The 17,528-nt window shown below is 43.8% G+C and carries 16 protein-coding genes and 1 pseudogene; 9 read left to right on the top strand and 8 right to left on the bottom strand.

The features are described 5' to 3' along the window. The first annotated feature begins 13 nt into the window (after positions 1-13). On the top strand, positions 14-223 hold the full coding sequence (locus H6F63_RS10370; RefSeq protein WP_190637091.1) for a hypothetical protein: 210 nt from the start codon (positions 14-16) through the stop codon (positions 221-223). Next, a pseudogene (locus H6F63_RS10375) lies at positions 224-636 on the top strand (HNH endonuclease signature motif containing protein). On the opposite strand, the gene H6F63_RS10380 reads toward H6F63_RS10375, so the two are convergent. The 4 genes from H6F63_RS10380 to H6F63_RS10395 form a co-directional block, all read right to left on the bottom strand. Then, entirely contained in the window at positions 621-920 is a 300-nt protein-coding gene (locus H6F63_RS10380; protein ID WP_190637093.1) for a hypothetical protein, read from the bottom strand. The pseudogene H6F63_RS10375 and the gene H6F63_RS10380 overlap by 16 nt on opposite strands. Next, a complete protein-coding gene (locus H6F63_RS10385) occupies positions 917-1,912 on the bottom strand; it encodes a hypothetical protein (RefSeq protein WP_190637095.1) in 996 nt (331 codons plus the stop codon). Before H6F63_RS10385 ends, H6F63_RS10380 begins: the two co-directional genes overlap by 4 nt. Positions 1,913-1,999: 87 nt before the next feature. After that, positions 2,000-2,209, bottom strand: coding sequence for a type II toxin-antitoxin system HicB family antitoxin (locus tag H6F63_RS10390; RefSeq protein WP_190637098.1), 210 nt, complete (start codon positions 2,207-2,209; stop codon positions 2,000-2,002). Continuing rightward, entirely contained in the window at positions 2,209-2,421 is a 213-nt protein-coding gene (locus H6F63_RS10395; protein WP_190637100.1) for a type II toxin-antitoxin system HicA family toxin, read from the bottom strand. The genes H6F63_RS10390 and H6F63_RS10395 overlap by 1 nt, the downstream gene beginning before the upstream one ends. Positions 2,422-2,497: 76 nt before the next feature. Here H6F63_RS10395 and H6F63_RS10400 point away from each other — a divergent pair, with 76 nt between their 5' ends. From H6F63_RS10400 to H6F63_RS10415, 4 genes are all read left to right on the top strand, one after another. After that, a complete protein-coding gene (locus tag H6F63_RS10400; protein ID WP_190637102.1) occupies positions 2,498-2,767 on the top strand; it encodes a hypothetical protein in 270 nt (89 codons plus the stop codon). A gap of 187 nt (positions 2,768-2,954) precedes the next feature. Continuing rightward, the gene (locus H6F63_RS10405) at positions 2,955-5,711 is read left to right on the top strand and encodes a DDE-type integrase/transposase/recombinase (RefSeq protein WP_190637104.1); all 2,757 of its coding nucleotides are present in this window, start codon (positions 2,955-2,957) and stop codon (positions 5,709-5,711) included. After that, the gene (locus H6F63_RS10410) at positions 5,711-6,826 is read left to right on the top strand and encodes an ATP-binding protein (RefSeq protein WP_199297933.1); all 1,116 of its coding nucleotides are present in this window, start codon (positions 5,711-5,713) and stop codon (positions 6,824-6,826) included. The genes H6F63_RS10405 and H6F63_RS10410 overlap by 1 nt, the downstream gene beginning before the upstream one ends. Next, positions 6,823-7,812 (top strand): TniQ family protein, encoded by a 990-nt coding sequence (locus H6F63_RS10415; protein WP_190637108.1) that lies wholly within the window; start codon positions 6,823-6,825, stop codon positions 7,810-7,812. The genes H6F63_RS10410 and H6F63_RS10415 overlap by 4 nt, the downstream gene beginning before the upstream one ends. Positions 7,813-8,246: 434 nt before the next feature. Here H6F63_RS10415 and H6F63_RS10420 read toward each other — a convergent pair whose 3' ends face one another. Next, on the bottom strand, positions 8,247-9,632 hold the full coding sequence (locus tag H6F63_RS10420) for a restriction endonuclease subunit S (RefSeq protein ID WP_190637110.1): 1,386 nt from the start codon (positions 9,630-9,632) through the stop codon (positions 8,247-8,249). Beyond that, a complete protein-coding gene (locus H6F63_RS10425) occupies positions 9,632-12,346 on the bottom strand; it encodes an N-6 DNA methylase (RefSeq protein WP_190637112.1) in 2,715 nt (904 codons plus the stop codon). The genes H6F63_RS10420 and H6F63_RS10425 overlap by 1 nt, the downstream gene beginning before the upstream one ends. Before the next feature lie 206 nt (positions 12,347-12,552). Here H6F63_RS10425 and H6F63_RS10430 point away from each other — a divergent pair, with 206 nt between their 5' ends. Next, positions 12,553-12,768, top strand: a complete 216-nt coding sequence (locus H6F63_RS10430) for a helix-turn-helix domain-containing protein (RefSeq protein ID WP_190637114.1) — start codon at positions 12,553-12,555, stop codon at positions 12,766-12,768. 189 nt (positions 12,769-12,957) lie between these two features. On the opposite strand, the gene H6F63_RS10435 is transcribed toward H6F63_RS10430, so the two are convergent. Next, a complete protein-coding gene (locus H6F63_RS10435; protein ID WP_190637116.1) occupies positions 12,958-13,341 on the bottom strand; it encodes a hypothetical protein in 384 nt (127 codons plus the stop codon). A 2-nt stretch (positions 13,342-13,343) separates the two neighbouring features. On the opposite strand from H6F63_RS10435, the gene H6F63_RS10440 reads away from it, so the two are divergent. Beyond that, positions 13,344-14,000, top strand: coding sequence for a hypothetical protein (locus H6F63_RS10440; protein ID WP_190637117.1), 657 nt, complete (start codon positions 13,344-13,346; stop codon positions 13,998-14,000). Continuing rightward, entirely contained in the window at positions 13,997-14,353 is a 357-nt protein-coding gene (locus H6F63_RS10445; RefSeq protein ID WP_190637119.1) for a M48 family metallopeptidase, read from the top strand. Before H6F63_RS10440 ends, H6F63_RS10445 begins: the two co-directional genes overlap by 4 nt. An 18-nt stretch (positions 14,354-14,371) precedes the next feature. Here H6F63_RS10445 and H6F63_RS10450 read toward each other — a convergent pair whose 3' ends face one another. Next, a complete protein-coding gene (locus tag H6F63_RS10450; RefSeq protein ID WP_199297934.1) occupies positions 14,372-17,281 on the bottom strand; it encodes a tetratricopeptide repeat protein in 2,910 nt (969 codons plus the stop codon). Positions 17,282-17,528: the final 247 nt, after the last annotated feature.

Raw genomic sequence — 17,528 nt, forward strand, 5'->3', positions numbered from 1 at the left:
AACTAACTGCTCTATGCCAGAAATCGTAGAGATTCCTATCGAATTAACCCGATTCCAGCTTCCCCAAGCGGTTCACGCACGCTTACAATTTTTGTTGGATCGTCAGGACGAGGGCTATACACTGTCTCAGACAGAACAACAGGAAGCAGAAGGACTTGTTGAACTGGTGGAATTTTTATCTCTACTGCGTTTGCGCTCGACACGGGTGATCAAGCAAGCATAGATGACAACAATTCCAGCTTCCCTCCGTCGATTAGTCATTCAAAGAGCAGATAACCGTTGTGAATATTGTGGGATATCACAAATTGGTCAAGTAGCTACTTTCCATATCGACCACATTGTTCCTGTCGTAGCAGGTGGCGAGACGATTGCTGAAAACCTGGCTCTTGCTTGTGTCTCCTGCTCACTTCGCAAGGGTGCGAGGCAAAGTCTGGAGGATTCAAAGACGGGTGAAGTTGTCTCCATTTTTAATCCTCGCCAACAGGCATGGAAAGAACACTTTGATTGGAATGATGTGCAGTTGCCGGGTTGACAGCTACGGGTCGAGCAACATTGCAAGCACTTGATTTGAATCGAGCAACAATGTTGGCGATTAGGGCACAAGAGGAATTGCTAGGTCGTCATCCACCACCATAAACTTGCATTGACTGAAGTTGCTGTTCTAAAGCTGGCGGACAATGAAAGAGCGATCGCACCCCCTCATCCTGCCAAGCGCGTGAAGCGTAGCTATTCCGTAGGGAATCGCATCCAGCAGTTACAGCAGCAGATTGAAACGTGGCAAGCATTACTGGAGAAGTTGGGAGGCAATGAATAAGCGATCGCATCCGTTTATCCTCCGAGGTGCGATCGCATCCAGCAATTACAGCAGCAGATTGAGGCGTGGCAAGCGATGCGGTCAACGTTGCTTCAATAAAACTCATGTCGTGATAGCTTTTTGCCAACAGGATGCCAGCACATCAGCAAAATTGTTGTCAAGCACAGCAGCACGAATGTCTTTCCCAGTTATGGGCACTACAAGTGTATGCTCTCGGCTTCCACGAAGCATCTCTTTAGGAACAGTGTCTTTGAAGCCATTCCATGAGATTAAGAAGCCCAGAGAACACCGATTGCTACGGTTTTCGATTTTCTCCTTGAATAGAACGAACTCGTTCTTGCCACACTTGTCACTCCAATTCTTACACTCAGCCAACAGAATAGCCGATTCCCGTCTAAAGCGAGGATCATTGCTATCGTTAAGGACAGCAATATCAATTTCTTCTGTCGCTGTCCTGATCCGATCGGTCACAGTAAAACCAGGTATTGCCTCAAATAATCTACTAATAAGTTCTTCTAGAGATCTTCCACGCTCATCGGTGGAAGAAGCTTTTTCAACTGCATTCACAAGTTCGTCTAAACTTTGGCTACCCCATCCAGACACTCGACTTGCAATTTCAGAAAGTCTTTTACCTGCTTCATCAGCCGCTTTTTCGGCTTTTTCTTCTAGCTCATGACAGATTCGTTTTATGTGGTGGTAAGCTTTGCAAAGATTCTTTTCCCCTGTACTAACAACAAATGTCATCTGGATATAAGCACCATCATCGTCGTAGTTTGTTATCTCCACATCATTATGAACCCTGTTACGCAACTCAACAGCACGACGTACCAAGTCTAGATAGTGTTCTAGCCCTATGGGAGAGTACCAATACTTTCTTGTCCAAGTGTAATCTGCTTCACCTTTAATTTTATCTTGGTCTTTGAATAGCCTACCGCTCCAGTCAAGATGCATAACGCCATCTTTAGGTAAGCCAACCTCAATCATCACCTGGTTAGGAATGTCATCTAATGTTATTTTGTTTAATACACTTGGGGGAAGAAAAACTGCTTCATCTTCATAAGCAGCTTCCAGTCGGGCTTTAGCTTCCGCAACGTCCATAGGTACTTAACTTCTTGAGAGAGATAACCCTAAAATATCACTTGACCAGTTTCTCAATGCAATCCTTGATAAGGAGTGATCGCTCTCTCAGCAAGCTTCAATATATTCACATAGAGTAGTTGGTTCGGGAATTGGTAAACCCTCTTCTCGCAAACCATCCAAATGAAAAGCGATCGCTTCTTTTATCTGTTGTTCTATCTCCTCAATCGTTGCACCTGTCGCCACACATCCAGGTAAATCTGGAACATAAGCTGAATAGTTGCTCTCTAGCTTTTCAATCACAATCGCATAGCGCATTATTCCTCTTCTCCTGCTTCCTTCTCTTCCTTAAGCTGAGCTTGCTTTAAAATGCTGTTTAACGTGCCAGGTGCTAGATCGTCGGAGGGTTTCCCTGCAATTGTGATTAAACCGGACTTGGTTGAATGCTTGAACTGACGATGACTGCCCCTAGTTCTTGCCAGATACCAACCATCCTCTTCTATTAGCTTAATCACTTCCCGAACTTTCATGCTGAGCCTCTAGCACCATTGCACCCTTTCATCCTGCCAAAACGCGATCGCTTCACTCTAGCGGGGAGAAGCCCCAATGCTCTTGACAAGAGCAGAAATCTGTGGAGCTAAAATGGAGCGAAGGCGATCGCTTTCTCTATCTCTATCTCAAATATCAGTTGTAGCGATCGCTCTTTCGCGTCCAACTCAGCATAATAATGATCAGACAAAGCCAGATTATAAATTCTGGGCTTTTCTGTTGCAGTTATTAGCGCGTTGTCGCTGCCGTTTCAAAACTCAACCTTATAAACAGCCAATAAGCGATCGCTACCAATGTCATTTAAAGTTTGACTTTGCCGTAATTTAAAGCCAGGTTTTGCCACCCCATTCTCTCAAACCCTCATAGACCCGTTGTATGAATATTCTAGCGAGATAGCCTTTTAAAGCCTGATTTTGCCGAAATACTATTTTTAAAGTTTGATGTTGCCGAAATAGACAGGGCTTGTTATGATGCTTTTATCGGTAAACTTGAAGCAATTTTAGGAAGGATAGCCATGCTCTCCGATGGTGAATTTCAAGCATGGTGCGATCGCCTGCAACTCTCACAACAACAAAGAGATTGGGTTAACCAAATTCGCACATCTCCTCCCGTCCGTAAGGTCAAAGGGAGTTCAAGAAATGTTCATGGCCCTTACGCTAGTAAAAAAATGGGCAGAACGATTCAATTTGAATCCCACACCGTTGAATTACCTGCGATCATTCAATTTTATGAAAATGATGACTCAGTTTTAGAATACTGGGAGCAACCGATTAAATTCACTATCAAATGCTCACCTCAAGGAAAACAAGCTACTACTATTGCTCATTACCCTGATTTCTTTGTAATGAGAAAGAATCGATGTGGGTTTGAAGAATGGAAAACAGAGAAAAAGCTTGACACACTAAGCAAGGAACAGGCTTATCGTTACCAAAACTTGGAAGGAAAATGGGTAGATATCATTGTTCAAGAATATACCGAAAACTTAGGATATTATTACAGTCTTCGCTCAGATAGTGAAATTGATTGGGTCAAATATCGGAATCAGAAGTATTTACAACCTTACAAGCAAGGATATTTAGATCAACAATACATCCTTGATGAACAGGTAGAATTCCATATTAAAGAGATTATCATTAATAATCCGGGTATTAACCTGACAAATCTGCTTAAAAAAGCGCAAAATGCCACCATTGACGATATTAATACCTTAATTGCGCTTGAAAAAGTTTATGTCGATTTAAGTGCAGTCGCCTTAGTCGAACAAGATAGAGTACATCTATTCCGTGACCAAGCGACTGCCGAAGCATACATTACTGCTACTCATTATTATAGTGAACCTGTATCTAGCAGTGTGCAGATAGTCGATCTCAAAGTGGGTTCATCATTTCTTTTAGATGGAAAAAGCCTGACTATTGACCATATTGGAGAGAGTAAAATTTTTCTCAAAGGAGAACAAGGAATTATTCATTGGACTCATGCAGAATTTCAACAATTAGTTGAGTTAGGGGAAATTAGTCATCTTCAAACAAAAGAACAGAAAACCTTAGATGAGGAGGAATGGCAACAATACTTTAGAGAAGCCAGCCCTAAAGCTTTAGAAATGGCTAATCAGCGATATCAAGCAATTAAACCGCTTTTAGATGGGGAGTCTTATGATTCTCTGGACTGTAATGTACCAGAACGAACCTTACGCCAGTGGAAAGCCAAATATCGCAAAGCGAAGCAAGAACATGGAGTTGGTTTGGTAGGTCTAATTCCCCAATATAAAGGTAATCCAACTCCTCGCTATTCTGATGAAGATTTAGAATTCATTGATAAGGTAATAGAAGAACACTATGAAACCTTTAAACAAAAGAATGCTTGGCAAACTTATCTAATACTAAGAGATAAATGGGAGGAATCAGGACTCATCTCTCCAATTCCTAGCCATACATTTTACTATGAAAGGCTAAAGAAACGAAACTCTTATCAACAAACTAAAAGAAGGATGGGGCCTCGTGCCGCTAATAGTCTTTTGGGGCCTTGGTTAATTAAACCCACTACCCCCCGTCATGGAGATCGTCCTCTTGAAATTGTGCATATTGACCATACCCAGCTTGATATTCAATGTGTATGTCCCTACAGTAAGACGAACTTAGGCAGGCCTTGGGTAACAGGCATGATTGATGCTTATAGTCGTCGGATTTTAGCGTTATATCTAACTTTCGATCATCCGAGTTATCGGTCATGTATGATGGCTATCCGCATCTGCGTGCAACGGTTTGGGCGATTCCCTGAATGGATTGTTGTAGATAACGGAAAAGAGTTTCAATCTACTTATTTTGAAACTTTATTAGCTCGATTTGAAGCTAGTAAAAAACATCGTCCCAAAGATGTTCCGAAATTTAGTTCGATTATTGAACGTTGGTTTGGGTCACAAAATACGGAATTTATCAATAATTTAAGGGGTAATACCCAAATTATGAAGCACGTCCGGCTCGTTAAGAAAGAAAATAATCCAAAAAATTTAGCGGTTTGGAATTTAGAAGAATTATACGAGTATTTGGCTTTTGGCTATGCTTATGGAGTTTACGATCGGGCAGAACATCCGGCTTTAGAAGGAATGTCTCCTCAACAAGCCTTTGAATTGGGATTAGCTAAAACGGGACATCGCCCTCATCAATATATCAAGTATGATGAGCAATTCAAAATTTTAACCTTGCCTACAAACAATAAGGGTACGGCCAAAGTTATTCCTGGTAAGGGAGTAAGGATTAACTATCAAGATTATTGGTCGAATGAATTTTACAGTGTGGAAAACCAATCGGTTCCCGTCCGCTATGATCCCCTTGATTATGGTGTTGCTTATGCCTATGTTAATAATCATTGGGTAAAGTGCTTATCTAATTATTATATGAAGTTTCAAGGTTATTCAGAAAAAGCGGTAGAGATAGCATCAACCGTTTGCAGAACAAAACAACAAAAATATAACCAGAGCAAATATATAGGGTTTAAAGAGATTGTTGACTTGCTGAATAATGCAGAAGAGCATGAAGAAATAATGTTACAAATCCGTCGAGATCAATCGGCTAAATTAGTTTATAATTTAATCGAAGGAACTCTTAGTAGCGCTGTTTTAAATTCAGTAGATATTAAACAGCCTTCCGAACCCAAGACTAAAGAGATTGAAGAGACTATTTTCGATAGGGAAGAAGCTGTTTTACAGCCTAGCCTGTCTAGAGAAATTAACCTTGACAATATTGAACCTTTCCCTGATGAGGAATTATGGTGATGGCTAATAATCGTCCGTTTGGTCTAGAAATTCTTCAACAATCGACGGATAATAAGCTTAAATACTTTAAAGATGTGATTATTCCTCATCGCAATATCAGGTTGCTTTTAGAACAGCTACTCAAAAATGCGATCGAACCGGATGATGCTTTAGTATATCTGGTGTTTGGAGTAACAGGCGTAGGTAAATCTCGCTTGAAAGCAGAATTTGAGAAACGATTACTTAAACATTTTGAAGATGAAATTATTTCCAATCCTGGGAGTTTAATTGTAGGGGGAATCGAGGTAGATAGCGCTGAAGGAGGGAAGTTTAACTATTCTGATTACTATATTCAGGTGTTGGAGTCTTTAAAGGAAGTTTTGATTGATTATAAGGAAAATTATGGGATTGATTTAGAAAATGATAACGAAGATAATTTAACAGGAGATCATGAAGGAAAGAATGCTAAGGCTTTGCGCCGAACAATGCAAAAAGTTTTTTTACACCGTCAGTTAAAAGCTTATACCCTCGATGAAGCACAGCACTTATTTGATGTGGCAGGGGGAAGACAAATTAATGTTCAAATGAACTGGCTTAAATCAATTGCTAATAAAACTCAAACAGTTCATATTTTATTTGGAACGTATGAGCTATTAAAATGTCAACAAGTGAACGGTCAGGTAGGAAGAAGAAGTGAAGATTATTATTTACCTCCCTATTATCTAAATAAAGTAGAAGACCAACAACATTTTATTAAAATTATTATGACGTTACAGCAGTATTTCCCTGTGGAAAATGCGCCCCAATTAGGCGATAATTGGGAATACTTTATGGAATACTCGATAGGATGTGTGGGAATTCTCAAAAGTTGGTGGTATCGCGCCCTCAAAAATGCGTTAGATGATAAAGCCAAAACAGTGAGAATGAAAGATTTTAAAGCGAGGGAGTTATCCGCAGGAAGACGAAATAAGATTAAAGAAGAGTTAGAAGCAGGAGAAAGACTTTTCGCCAGTTTATATAATGATGGAAACCTCAAGAAAACTGAATCTACTGACAGTTCATCACCCAAGAAAGGTGGAAGGGTTGGGGAGCGTAAGGTAGGTAGAGACTTAGTAGGAATCAATCAAGAGGGATGAGTATTTACTCAGAGCTTTGGAGTCCAAAGCCCCTAGAAATTCCTCGAAGGAGTCGGTTATTTTGTCTTGAACCTATTGCAGTAGGAACTCCTTACACAGAAAGTCTGAGTAGTTATCTCAATCGTTTGGCGCAAGAGCATTGTTTAACCTCTCAGAAGCTGATTATGGGAGAAATTGCTCCACTTATCCTTAAAGATGAGGATAAATCTGAGCTACTGTCAAAAAATATCAGTCACCTATTGGGAAATAGCGATGTTAAACCAGCCATCAACGGAATGCGGGAAATGACGGGAAAGTTGGTCACTGTCTTAGAAGAGTTAACAATACGTCAGGATTTACGTTTTTTGACTCTTTTAAGCTGGAAAGGAATGATTTATGACAAGGGGTTATTTCGGAACTATCGCGCTTGGTGTCCTTGTTGTTGGGAAGAGTGGGAGCAGACAAAAAAGACCCTCTATGAACCATTATTATGGTCATTTAAGGATGTAGAATTTTGTTTGATTCACAAACAGCGATTAATAGAAGAATGTCCTCATTGTGGTTCGCGTTTACCTGCGATGGCTAGGTTTTCACCTGCGGGATTTTGTTCTCGTTGTTACGGGTGGTTAGGACAGGAAATTAAAGGCGAAGAAGAAATAGAGAAATATCGAGTTAATATTCAGGGAATTGGCGAATTAATTGCACTTACTCCCCAATTAGGATATACACCCATCCCAATCGAGTTAACGCGCAAGCTACAATTAATTTTGTTAGTGTTTGAACAAGCAATTGGGAAGGATTTGAAGTTATTGGGAGATTTAGGGGTAATCATGGAATCTTTGAGGATAGCCTCAACAACAAATCAAAGTCAACCTTATCATTTGGTAAAGTTGATTATTCCTGTGTGCCAGAAGGCGAAGATTAGTGTATCCCAGTTATTCGGGTCAGATTTTAAGGAATTGGGACAGATATTGTTCGGGAATTTTAGTCTAGAATTAAAGTTGTAGAAGTTAGTATAAATAAAGATTTATGCTTAAATCAGTTTTGAAGGGAAGAGACGATAATACAAGTCATGACAACATATATACAGATTCCCTATTAGGAGAATCTGAGAGAAGAACCACCAAGTCTTATCTGCCAATATTAAAGTGCCAACTTAGAAGAATTTCGTCAGGCGGCGTACAGCTATTTAGGTAGAGCGCATGATGCAATTTTTGAACTGACAGATGCAATATTGCTGACCTATAATGCCTACAGTTTGGCGGATTTGTCATTATCCTCAGTATTCAGTCCTAAATCGCCAAGCATCTACGAGGTATTACAAGATACCAGACCACAACGACAAAAATTTATGAGATTTACATCAAACACATTCTAAATATCTCAGACGATGCTGCGGATACAGCGAATCAATTAGCTTGCTATCTTCTGTAGGATAGGTTTATTCCTGCACTGCTTTTTCGATGAGTTGTTCGACGCGGGATTTGGCTTGGTTGAGGAGCTGTTTGGATTCCTGCTTTTTGTCGATTGAATCCCTGATCAGTAAAGTTATATTATCATGGAAGTCATCAGAAACATAAGGAATTACTAATTTGGCAATGTTTCTATTTGTAATATGACCGACCGTTGTAGCTATTGTCATATCGCGAAGTAACTGGGCTTGCCCAACACAGCTATTTATTATGAATGCCACGTACTCCGATGAAATCTTTGCATTGGATAATTGCTTTAAATGTGCGACCCGTTGATTTACATAACAGTCGCCTTGAAGGAGACTGGCGTAGAAATATTTTATTCCGTCCATACCAACAACAATTTCCCCTTTATTAGCTTTTGGAAAGCCAATTTTTTGAGCGTAGTAGGGATCAATGCTAGTTAATTCGTCTATGTCAATATGATTTGGTCGTGTGTTGCGAATGCGGACTACTGGCTCTCCTGAATTATTATTGAGGAATTTTTTGCTATGCCAGGGAAAGCCATTGCCAACAGAAAAACAAGAGCCAAGCTTTATATGCTCAAATTCAGTTATTTGGGCAACGATGTTTGCAGCTACAGGATTAAAATACTCTGGGTCAGCTCGCCGCGACATCTCTAATTCACTAAACTGTGCTGTATAGCCTACTGCTTTATCAAAACGTAATTTGTCTAGCCCCATCTCGGATTCGAGAAGTTGTTGGGCTTTTTTGTAGGCTACTTCACTTGATTTCAATGTAAGGTAGGCTGTTTTTACCGAATCAGCAACTTCTTCTTGTGCGCGAATATCCAGTTTAGGGATTTTGAAATGTTCAAGGATTTTCAGATTAACGTGACCCTGAACACCACCACTTGCAAATCTGACGAGCTGTGTTGATCCGTAAACAGAGTTCATAAAAGCGACAAGAAAGAAAGAATTTATTTCGCTTTCTTCATTTACATCGACAATTATGATATCAGCCGAGTTGATAACTTTATCTTCAAGGTAAATAGATGCCGAACCAAAAGAGCCACTTCGCGCAATTAAGATGTTGCCAGCCTGTACTTGTGACTTTTTAAGTTTTGCATGAAATTCTGATGTAATGGTAACTGAGTGGCTGAGATCTAAAAAAAACTCTTTAACATTTTGCGTTTGGAGGAGAAGGACACCATCTTTGCTGTCTTTGCTATAGTGTTTGACCATTGAGCCAACATGCCCAACGTCAATCTTCTTGGCAATTAAACGAAGCGAAGTATTTGGTATGCGCTCAAGCAAATGATCATTTGCCAAATATTCTGGTCGGAAAAACTCAGCATCAAGCCGCCCAAAATTTTCCGTAATTTCAGAAAGGGATGTCTTGCTCCAAACCGCCATTACTCAGCCCTCCAAAAATCAAATCCCTGTTGCTGAGCAAAGCGCACAAATGCCTCGGTCACGCAAACCTGTTCGTCGGGAATGCTGGCTGCATTGGCTAAATCTTTGGCAGTGAGGTCATAATTCACTAAATCTTGATTAACTTTGGGCTGTCCACTAGCATCTTCCACTAGATGGCCATCTTCGAGCATATATTCGTAATCACCAGAATTATTCTTGCCGCCACGCTTACTCACCGCCATAAAGATCGGGTAGTCCAACCTTTTTGCCACCTCGGCAGCAATCCATCGCTCCTTGAGAGTAGCAATAAGGTCGTCATCAGCCAGAATCAACTCCAGTTTGCCCCGATTAGTTAGTAGCTTCAGATCACGCTCCGCGTTGGGAATTTCCTTTTCTAATCGCTTGATCTCAGCATTGTATTGTTTGATTTTTTCTTTCTGCGTAACTTTAAGCTCCTTCATTGCCTTCTTATGTGCAGCCTTAATCGGGTTTAGGCGAGTGGAGAGTTCACGTTTGGTTCCATCGAAGGTGTTACTGATGTTATCAATCTCAGCCTGCTGTTGCTGCTTCAAGACTTCCACATCTTTGTCAAAGTCAGCAAGCTGCTGTTGCACCCGGCTCAATTCAACCTTGAGATTATCCACCTTCTCTTCAGCTTGGACAAGACACTCTTCATCACTAGGTAGTTCAGCCGTTTCGTTATCACCAGCTTCTTCTTCGCCGTTATCTTCCGTCATATCCTCGGCTTCCGGTTCGCTAAAAATCTCGCTGATTAGGTCAGCTACGGCTTCTGGAATGGCCTCCTCCAACACCTCGCTCTCGGCATCAAGTAAGGATTGAATCTCAGCTTCATAGGCTGGACAATCCTTAGCAACCTCATCATGTACACGGGCGATATCGGCCAGTTGTTGCTTAGTGTATTTCTGGACGAACAGTACCGAGGTCTTTGTACCAGTGTGAGGCTTGAAGGTGTTGGGATGCAGCCCCACCACTGCTAGGAGCCTTGCTTTCTTTAAAATCCACTCACGGATAAAAACCAGTGAAGAATTGTTGAATTTTCCCTGGGGCAGAACGATGGCAGCCCGACCGCCAGGACGTAGCATCTTCAGAATGCGCTCGATAAAAAGCACATCGCGCTCTTCCTTCGGGGCTTTGTCGTCCCCAGCACGCTTTAGAGCTGGTTTTGCCAAATCGTAATGAACCAGCATCTTACGATCTTTCATCTCCCCAGCAAAGGGTGGATTCGCGAGGATGACATCGAATTTCAACTCCTCAAAATATTCCCAAGCCTTGTCGTCATCTCTCAGGGTTTCGTTTTCTGGTATTTTGACTGCCGTTAACTTAGCCTGCCGCAGACCGTGCATCAATGATTGTCCAGAAGCACTCTCATACCAAGTTTTGGGATCGAGACTGCTAACATCAGGTCCGAAAATATTCGTGTGGCCATCCCCAGCAATTAGCATCAGGGCACGGGAAGTCTTGGCAGCACGGGACTCAAAATCAATGCCCCAGAGATACTTGGCTGCATATCTGTGTTTGCGTAGTTCTCGCCTTTCGTTGTCGTTAGCAGGGTAGCACCAATCCATAGCGTGTAACAGGAAGCCGCCAGAGCCACAGGAAGGGTCCATTACGTACTCTCTTTGCGTCGGATTGAGCATTCGCACACACATCTCCACTACATGGCGCGGTGTGAAGAATTGGCCTTTCTTCTTCTTAGCTTCGGTGGGTAGCAAATATTCAAAGGCATCGTCCATAATGCGTAGATTGGAACCCATAAGCCGTAACCCCTCAATGGGCCCAATACACACCTGTAGATGACGTTTGGCTAGCTCAATATCCTCATTATCTCTGAAGATGCCAGACCATTCTTGACAGGCCCTTTTGAACAGACCATTAATGCGATCATAGGTAATATCAGAATCAAGGGCTTTTGTGAACTCAACAGTTCCACCTTGGCGATTGTCTAATGCCTCCTTTTCGTCCCAGATTTTGGCAAAGATTAGCTTGAAAATCTCATTGAATTCATCTTTGCCGCTATCGGCCAGAACCAGCTCTTCCAAGTCCTGAATAATCTTCTTGAAGTTGAAATCCTGTTTGAGCTGAAAAATCGTCTTTTTCGTCTCTAGAACATCCTTTGGTTCCTGCCCTCGCTTAGGAATATCGGACAGGGTATCGTAATCTTTGGGATAGGGACGATAGAGAATAATATTGTCGCTCCCGTTAGACCAGACCGCAACTGGCGCACCTTTGGCATTCATATAGCTTCTGAGCTGTTCAATACCGTCTTTGCGTTTGGGTTTTTTGCACTCAACAATGATCTTCGGCGTTTCCTTAATATTATCGGTATAGACAATAATATCGGCTGCCTTAGTGCCGACCTCAGTTCCGAACTGAACGCTGGCCTCTAGGTCAATTTCATCGTCCTTATAGCCGTATTGATGGATCAGCTTATAGACCCAGAGCTGACGCACAATCTCTTCAGGGGCAGATTTGCCATCCTCGACAAATACCTGCACCTCTTCATTACCAGATGAGAACGGGATAAAGCTCTTGAGATAGTATTTGGTTTTTCCTGCATCACGCCCAGTGGTGGAGGTTTTGGGGTAGATGGACAAAATTTCATGAATCGGCTTGCCCAAGCTCTCAAACTCGGTAAGCTCATACTTAGTGCTGGGGTCTTTAAAGATTCGGTCAATAATCTCTTTAGTATTCAAGGAACATTCCTTTATAAAGTCAATAGACTTAGGATGGATAATATTAATGGAATATTATGGAAATCCTTGCTATTTTTGACACCAAATAATATCGAATTACTCCCAGGCAAAGAACAAAATTACAAAAATCTTTACACATTAAAATTGTTAGTAAGTAGCTGGATGGAATTAACTATAAAATAGAGAATCTACTAAATTAGCCTGTAATGCTTGCTCCTTTACGCATCATTTTGACCCCAGAAGAAGACTGTACCTTAGCTGAACTGCGACTTGCTCAGCACCTGCCTCAACGAACCCGTGACCGGGCACATATGTCACGCCTAAACGCTCAGGGATGGAATGTGCCAGCGATTGCGGAGATTTTCGAGTGTCATCCTCATACGGTCAGAGCGGCCCTCAGGCGGTGGGAAAAACGGGGATGAGGAGGACTGTGGGAAGCCCCAGGGCGGGGGGCAAAACCAAAGATGGCAAGCTTCCGATCTGGACACCTGACGGACTGTTTGGAGCACGAACCCCGCACTTACAACAGCCTGCAATTAGCTAAGAAGCTCAAACAAGAGCGATTGGTGGATTTGAGTAGTGACCGATTGAGACGATTGCTAAAAAAAAACCTATCCCTGGAAGCGTAACCGACACAGCCATCGTCGGAAACAAGACCCGGAGAACAAGGCACTCAAACAGGCAGGCTTGGACACTTTAACGCGAGCGGCGCAGGAGGGGCATATTGAGCTACAGCTATAGCCCGGTTGGAAAGCAGAAGCGGATGGAACAAAACCCCAATCGCTCTTGTTTACCTGATTAGCATTTTGGGGTTGTGGCAACCGGGACAACGGTTTGAGTATGCCTTGGCTCAGGGCGGATTCAAGGGCAAAAGCTACATTCAGGAAATGGATTGGGTTGCACAGAAAGCCGCACAAACCTTGGCTCAAACCGGATGTCTCACCGTAGTTGTGCAGGATAATGGCTCCCTGCATACCAGCTTGTTGGTGCGTCAACAGTGGTCGCGTTGGCCCAGGCACTCGTCAAACTCTACAGCCTCATCCGCAACGCCTACACCACTCGCCCCTACGTCGATAAAGAAATCACCACCAAGACCAAGGAATTAGTCCGACAAAACACCGACATCTACAACCTAGAACTCCCAGACGCCATTCAAAGCCTCGGTGCAGCAGAACTCGAACACCTCAAACAAAGCGATACCTCCGATACCGTCAAAGTCCTGAACCTGCGAAAAATGCTAGCCACCGTCGTCCGCGAAGAAAGTGCCGCCAAACCCTTTCTGCTTTCAATTGGGGAACGTGCTGAAAAGATAGCAGAAGCTTACGAAAACCGACAAATCGACACCCAGGTAGCCCTATCCGACTTTGAAAAATTAGCTCAAGAATACATTGATGCCAATGCCGAACAACAGCAACTCGATGTGGATGAAAACACCTATGCTATTCATACCGTCCTCAAGCTAGCGGTTGAAGACTTAACCGTAGACCAAGCCAGAGAAATCAACACCATCTTTACCCGCTTCCCAGACTACCAGTGGAACGAACAGCAAAAGAGTCAACTAAGGGCAGAACTCTATAAAGTCGTGCGTCCCCTCGTCGGTGCAGGTCGTATGATTAATGTCACCAACACCCTTTTGAAACTCCAGCGAGTATGAAATGCACAACTAAAGCAACTTATCAAGACACTGATAATTTGCGAAAGGCAGTGCATCACTGGGCAAGCAAAATCGGCGTAAACGTGCAGCAAATTCACCTGCGCCAGATGAAAACCAAGTGGGCATCGATGTCCACCACTGGGCGCTTAACCCTGAATACCGACTTACTTACCCTACCGCCAGAGTTGGCAGAGTTTGTAATTATCCACGAACTGGTGCATCTGCTGGTTCCCAATCACGGCAAGGTATTCAAAAGCTTCATGTACGCCTTTCTGCCTGATTGGGAGGAACGAGAGCAGCGCTTGCAGAGCAACTATGGAACAACCATAAATACTAATTGTCAAGACGGATAGAGTTCAAGTAATAACCTTTCAGGACGTGGTGCTATCGCGCAAGGATTGCAGATTCTTACGGATAGTATTCGTGTTGGGGTGATTGACTCCTAGTTGTTGTTCAGCAATTTCTAAAGCTTGCAGATACAACGGCTCGGCTTCAGTGTACCTTTCTTGAGAGTGGTAGACTGCTGCCAGACCGTTCAGGCTTTGTGCGACATCAGGATGCTCTTCTCCCAGCAGGCTTTTTCTCAACTCTAAAGCTTGCAGATGCAACGGCTCGGCTTCGGCGTACCTTCCTTGAGACTTGTAGAGTAGAGCCAGATTGTTTAGGTTTAAGGCCACAGAGGGATGCTCCTCTCCTAGTAAGCGTTTTCTCAACTCTAAAGCTTGCAGACGCAAAGGCTCGGCTTCGGCGTATCTTCCTTGAGACTTGTACAGTCCCGCTAGATTGTTCAGGCTTTGTGCGACATCAGGATGCTCCTCTCCTAGTAAGCGTTTTCTCAACTCCAAAGCTTGCAGATACAACAGCTCTGCTTCGACGTACCTTCCTTGAGAGTGGTAGACTGCTGCCAGACCGTTCAGGCTACTGGCGACATCGGGATGCTCCTCTCCTAGTAAGCGTTTTCTCAACTCTAAAGCTTGCAGATACAACAGCTCGGCTTCGGCGTACCTTCCTTGAAAGTGGTAGAGTAGAGCCAGATTGTTCAGGCTAGTGGCGACATCGGGATGCTCCTCTCCTAAGCGCCCTTTTACTGTTATCAAACATTGCTCATACCAAGGTTCTGCCCGGCTGTAGGCTCCTTGACCTCCGTAAAACCGCCCTAAGCCAATAAACGGCGAAATTAAATCCTTATCACTTAACCAGTTCGTCTGGTGTTTTGCGGCTTCGGCAACGTGGGGGATAGTGGGTGCGGCTGTGATGATATCCTGTTGCGTTGGGGTATCCGGAATTTGCAGCGCGACTGCTACCATCGCCCGACAGAACCCCCGTTTGAGTTGGTCTGCCTGGGCTAATTGTTCCAACTTACCTCTCAAGAATTCTCGAATCAGCTGATGCAGTTGATAGCTGTGTTGTCCGCGACGCTCCAGCAAACTGAGATTCAACAGCGCTTCATCTCTAGCATCCTCTAACGCTTCCTTTTCTTCGTCGGGCAAACATTGCTCTACCAACGACCAAGGAATGGGCGCAAGCGCAAACAAACTCAGTAGACAAGCTAATTGTTGAGCCGCTTCATCAAGTTCCTGCCAACTCAACTCAAAGGCAGCAGCAACCCCCAATCGTGCTGTCATATCCTCAGAGCGCTGTTGCAGCGAACGATGCTCTAATCCCAATCGCTGACGCATTTGAGTAGGGGACAAATCTGGCTTGCGCTTCAAATATCGCCCCACCAGCTCCAACCCCAAGGGCAAATATCCCAATTCTGCACAGAGTTGTTTGGCTTGGTCGAGTTCTGCGTGGATGCGCTCCTCTCCAATAAATGATACCAACAGCTCTATCGCCGCATCTTCAGAAAGCATCTCCAAGCGTAGCAACTCAAAGGATTCCCCTAACCCAAGTCGTCGGGTTGTAATCAGTATTTTAAACCGAGGTTCAGCAGGGGGCAAATAGGGCTTAATTTTTTCATAGCTCTTGACATCATCCAATACCAGCAGCACCTCACCCCCTCGCCAATGCCGCCAGCAGTAAGCCACCTGTTCTAGTAAATCCAACCCGTCTGGTATCTGTAAACCTAGTTGAACCCTAGCAAAGCTGATAATTTGAGTTCCAATATCGGATTGTGCCGCCTGCAACCAGCACAATCCTCCAGGGTAAGTTCCTTGCTGCTGATGAGACTGAGCATATTGCAGCGCTAGTTCGGTTTTACCAACGCCCCCCATTCCAGCAATGGCACAAATGGCGACTCGTTCCTTCTGCTGCAACTGTTCATGTAGTGTGTTAAGGGCTTCATCCCGCCCAACGAATTGAATCACACCACTGTGCGATAGATTAGAGGGAATCTCTTCTGGACGAATACCAGTAACTGTAGGAGTAGCAAACAATTGACCGCCCTGATTGTCTCGCCAGCGCAGATAAAGAACTGGACGATACCACTGGTTAGAGTCAGCCCCCATCGCCTCTCGTCCCTGGTTGACAGCTACACTCAGAGAATCTTTCTGCCCCAAAGAGCGATAAAATTGTTCGGCAAACTTAGTCGCTGCCTCGACACTGACCGAGTATTGCATCGCCACCACTGCTGGGACGCGATGACCAATTAAGTTTTGCGCCGTGCCATTAAATATTGATTCTCCAGCTACTGCCATCCCGGATTGACAGGCACTCAGCACTACCAAAGCCACCCCACCCGTCTGATGAGTACCGTCGCTCAAACGGGTCTGATGTAGCAGCGTTCCCAATTCTTTGGCACTAATATAATCAGCTTCACCCTCCTCATTCTCAAACACCAGATATCCTTGAGGCTCAGGCAATGGAGCAAGACAAGTTTCTTTTTTACAGCGTTCGACCTTGATTCCCTTATACATGGCACCGCACTGCTGACAGCGCTTGCCAAACAAACCGTGTCCATCAAAGTGCAGAACGTGGGGCGCTTCCTTGCCTCGGTTTTCGGTGAGATAAGTTCTCAGTTCATTGAAGGTGGGATACTCCAGTTCCCTCAGACAAATATGTTCGGCATCGCTGGCCTTCTCCAATCCTTTGCGGATAGCCTGCTGTTCCCGTTTGGAAAGCGGTTTGAGTCCCAATTCTGAGTCAGACGCTGCCGATGACACCAACAGCACATTGACTTGTTCGACTGATGGCAAGGAAGGCGGCGCAGTATCGTGGGCAATGTATCGAGAGAAACCGAGCTGGTGATGTAATAAAAATCGCTGCCCATCATGCAACAGTTCCCACGGATAATCGGATAAACGGGAGCGCTGCACGACATCAGCTTCTAACTTTAACTGCACTAGCAGTTGGGTGTTTTTTTCTTCCGCTTGACGCAGTGAGGAATGTAACGCTCTCTCAACCTTAGAACCGGGAAGAAACAGGGCGCGATAAAGTTCTTTGCCAATTGTGACTTGAAAATTAGGATGGAAAGTTGCAGGGCTATTTCATTTTAAATAGGTGCTTGAGTGTGTTCAGGCTGAAACCAGCAAGACGTTGGGCTTGAGCCATGTTCTCAAAGCGATTGTCACGATATAAATTGAGCGCAAA

The organism is Trichocoleus sp. FACHB-40 (assembly GCF_014695915.1).
GTDB lineage: Bacteria > Cyanobacteriota > Cyanobacteriia > Cyanobacteriales > FACHB-T130 > Funiculus > Funiculus sociatus.

What these genes read in the sequence shown, in the direction of transcription:
- H6F63_RS10385 (WP_190637095.1), bottom strand. Translation starts at nt 1,912, where the DNA reads ATGGACGTTGCGGAAGCTAAAGCCCGACTGGAAGCTGCTTATGAAGAT.
- H6F63_RS10430 (WP_190637114.1), top strand. Translation starts at nt 12,553, where the DNA reads ATGCTTGCTCCTTTACGCATCATTTTGACCCCAGAAGAAGACTGTACC.
- H6F63_RS10400 (WP_190637102.1), top strand. Translation starts at nt 2,498, where the DNA reads ATGCTCTTGACAAGAGCAGAAATCTGTGGAGCTAAAATGGAGCGAAGG.
- H6F63_RS10380 (WP_190637093.1), bottom strand. Translation starts at nt 920, where the DNA reads ATGAGTTTTATTGAAGCAACGTTGACCGCATCGCTTGCCACGCCTCAA.
- H6F63_RS10370 (WP_190637091.1), top strand. Translation starts at nt 14, where the DNA reads ATGCCAGAAATCGTAGAGATTCCTATCGAATTAACCCGATTCCAGCTT.
- H6F63_RS10390 (WP_190637098.1), bottom strand. Translation starts at nt 2,209, where the DNA reads ATGCGCTATGCGATTGTGATTGAAAAGCTAGAGAGCAACTATTCAGCT.
- H6F63_RS10395 (WP_190637100.1), bottom strand. Translation starts at nt 2,421, where the DNA reads ATGAAAGTTCGGGAAGTGATTAAGCTAATAGAAGAGGATGGTTGGTAT.
- H6F63_RS10415 (WP_190637108.1), top strand. Translation starts at nt 6,823, where the DNA reads ATGAGTATTTACTCAGAGCTTTGGAGTCCAAAGCCCCTAGAAATTCCT.
- H6F63_RS10405 (WP_190637104.1), top strand. Translation starts at nt 2,955, where the DNA reads ATGCTCTCCGATGGTGAATTTCAAGCATGGTGCGATCGCCTGCAACTC.
- H6F63_RS10445 (WP_190637119.1), top strand. Translation starts at nt 13,997, where the DNA reads ATGAAATGCACAACTAAAGCAACTTATCAAGACACTGATAATTTGCGA.
- H6F63_RS10410 (WP_199297933.1), top strand. Translation starts at nt 5,711, where the DNA reads ATGGCTAATAATCGTCCGTTTGGTCTAGAAATTCTTCAACAATCGACG.
- H6F63_RS10420 (WP_190637110.1), bottom strand. Translation starts at nt 9,632, where the DNA reads ATGGCGGTTTGGAGCAAGACATCCCTTTCTGAAATTACGGAAAATTTT.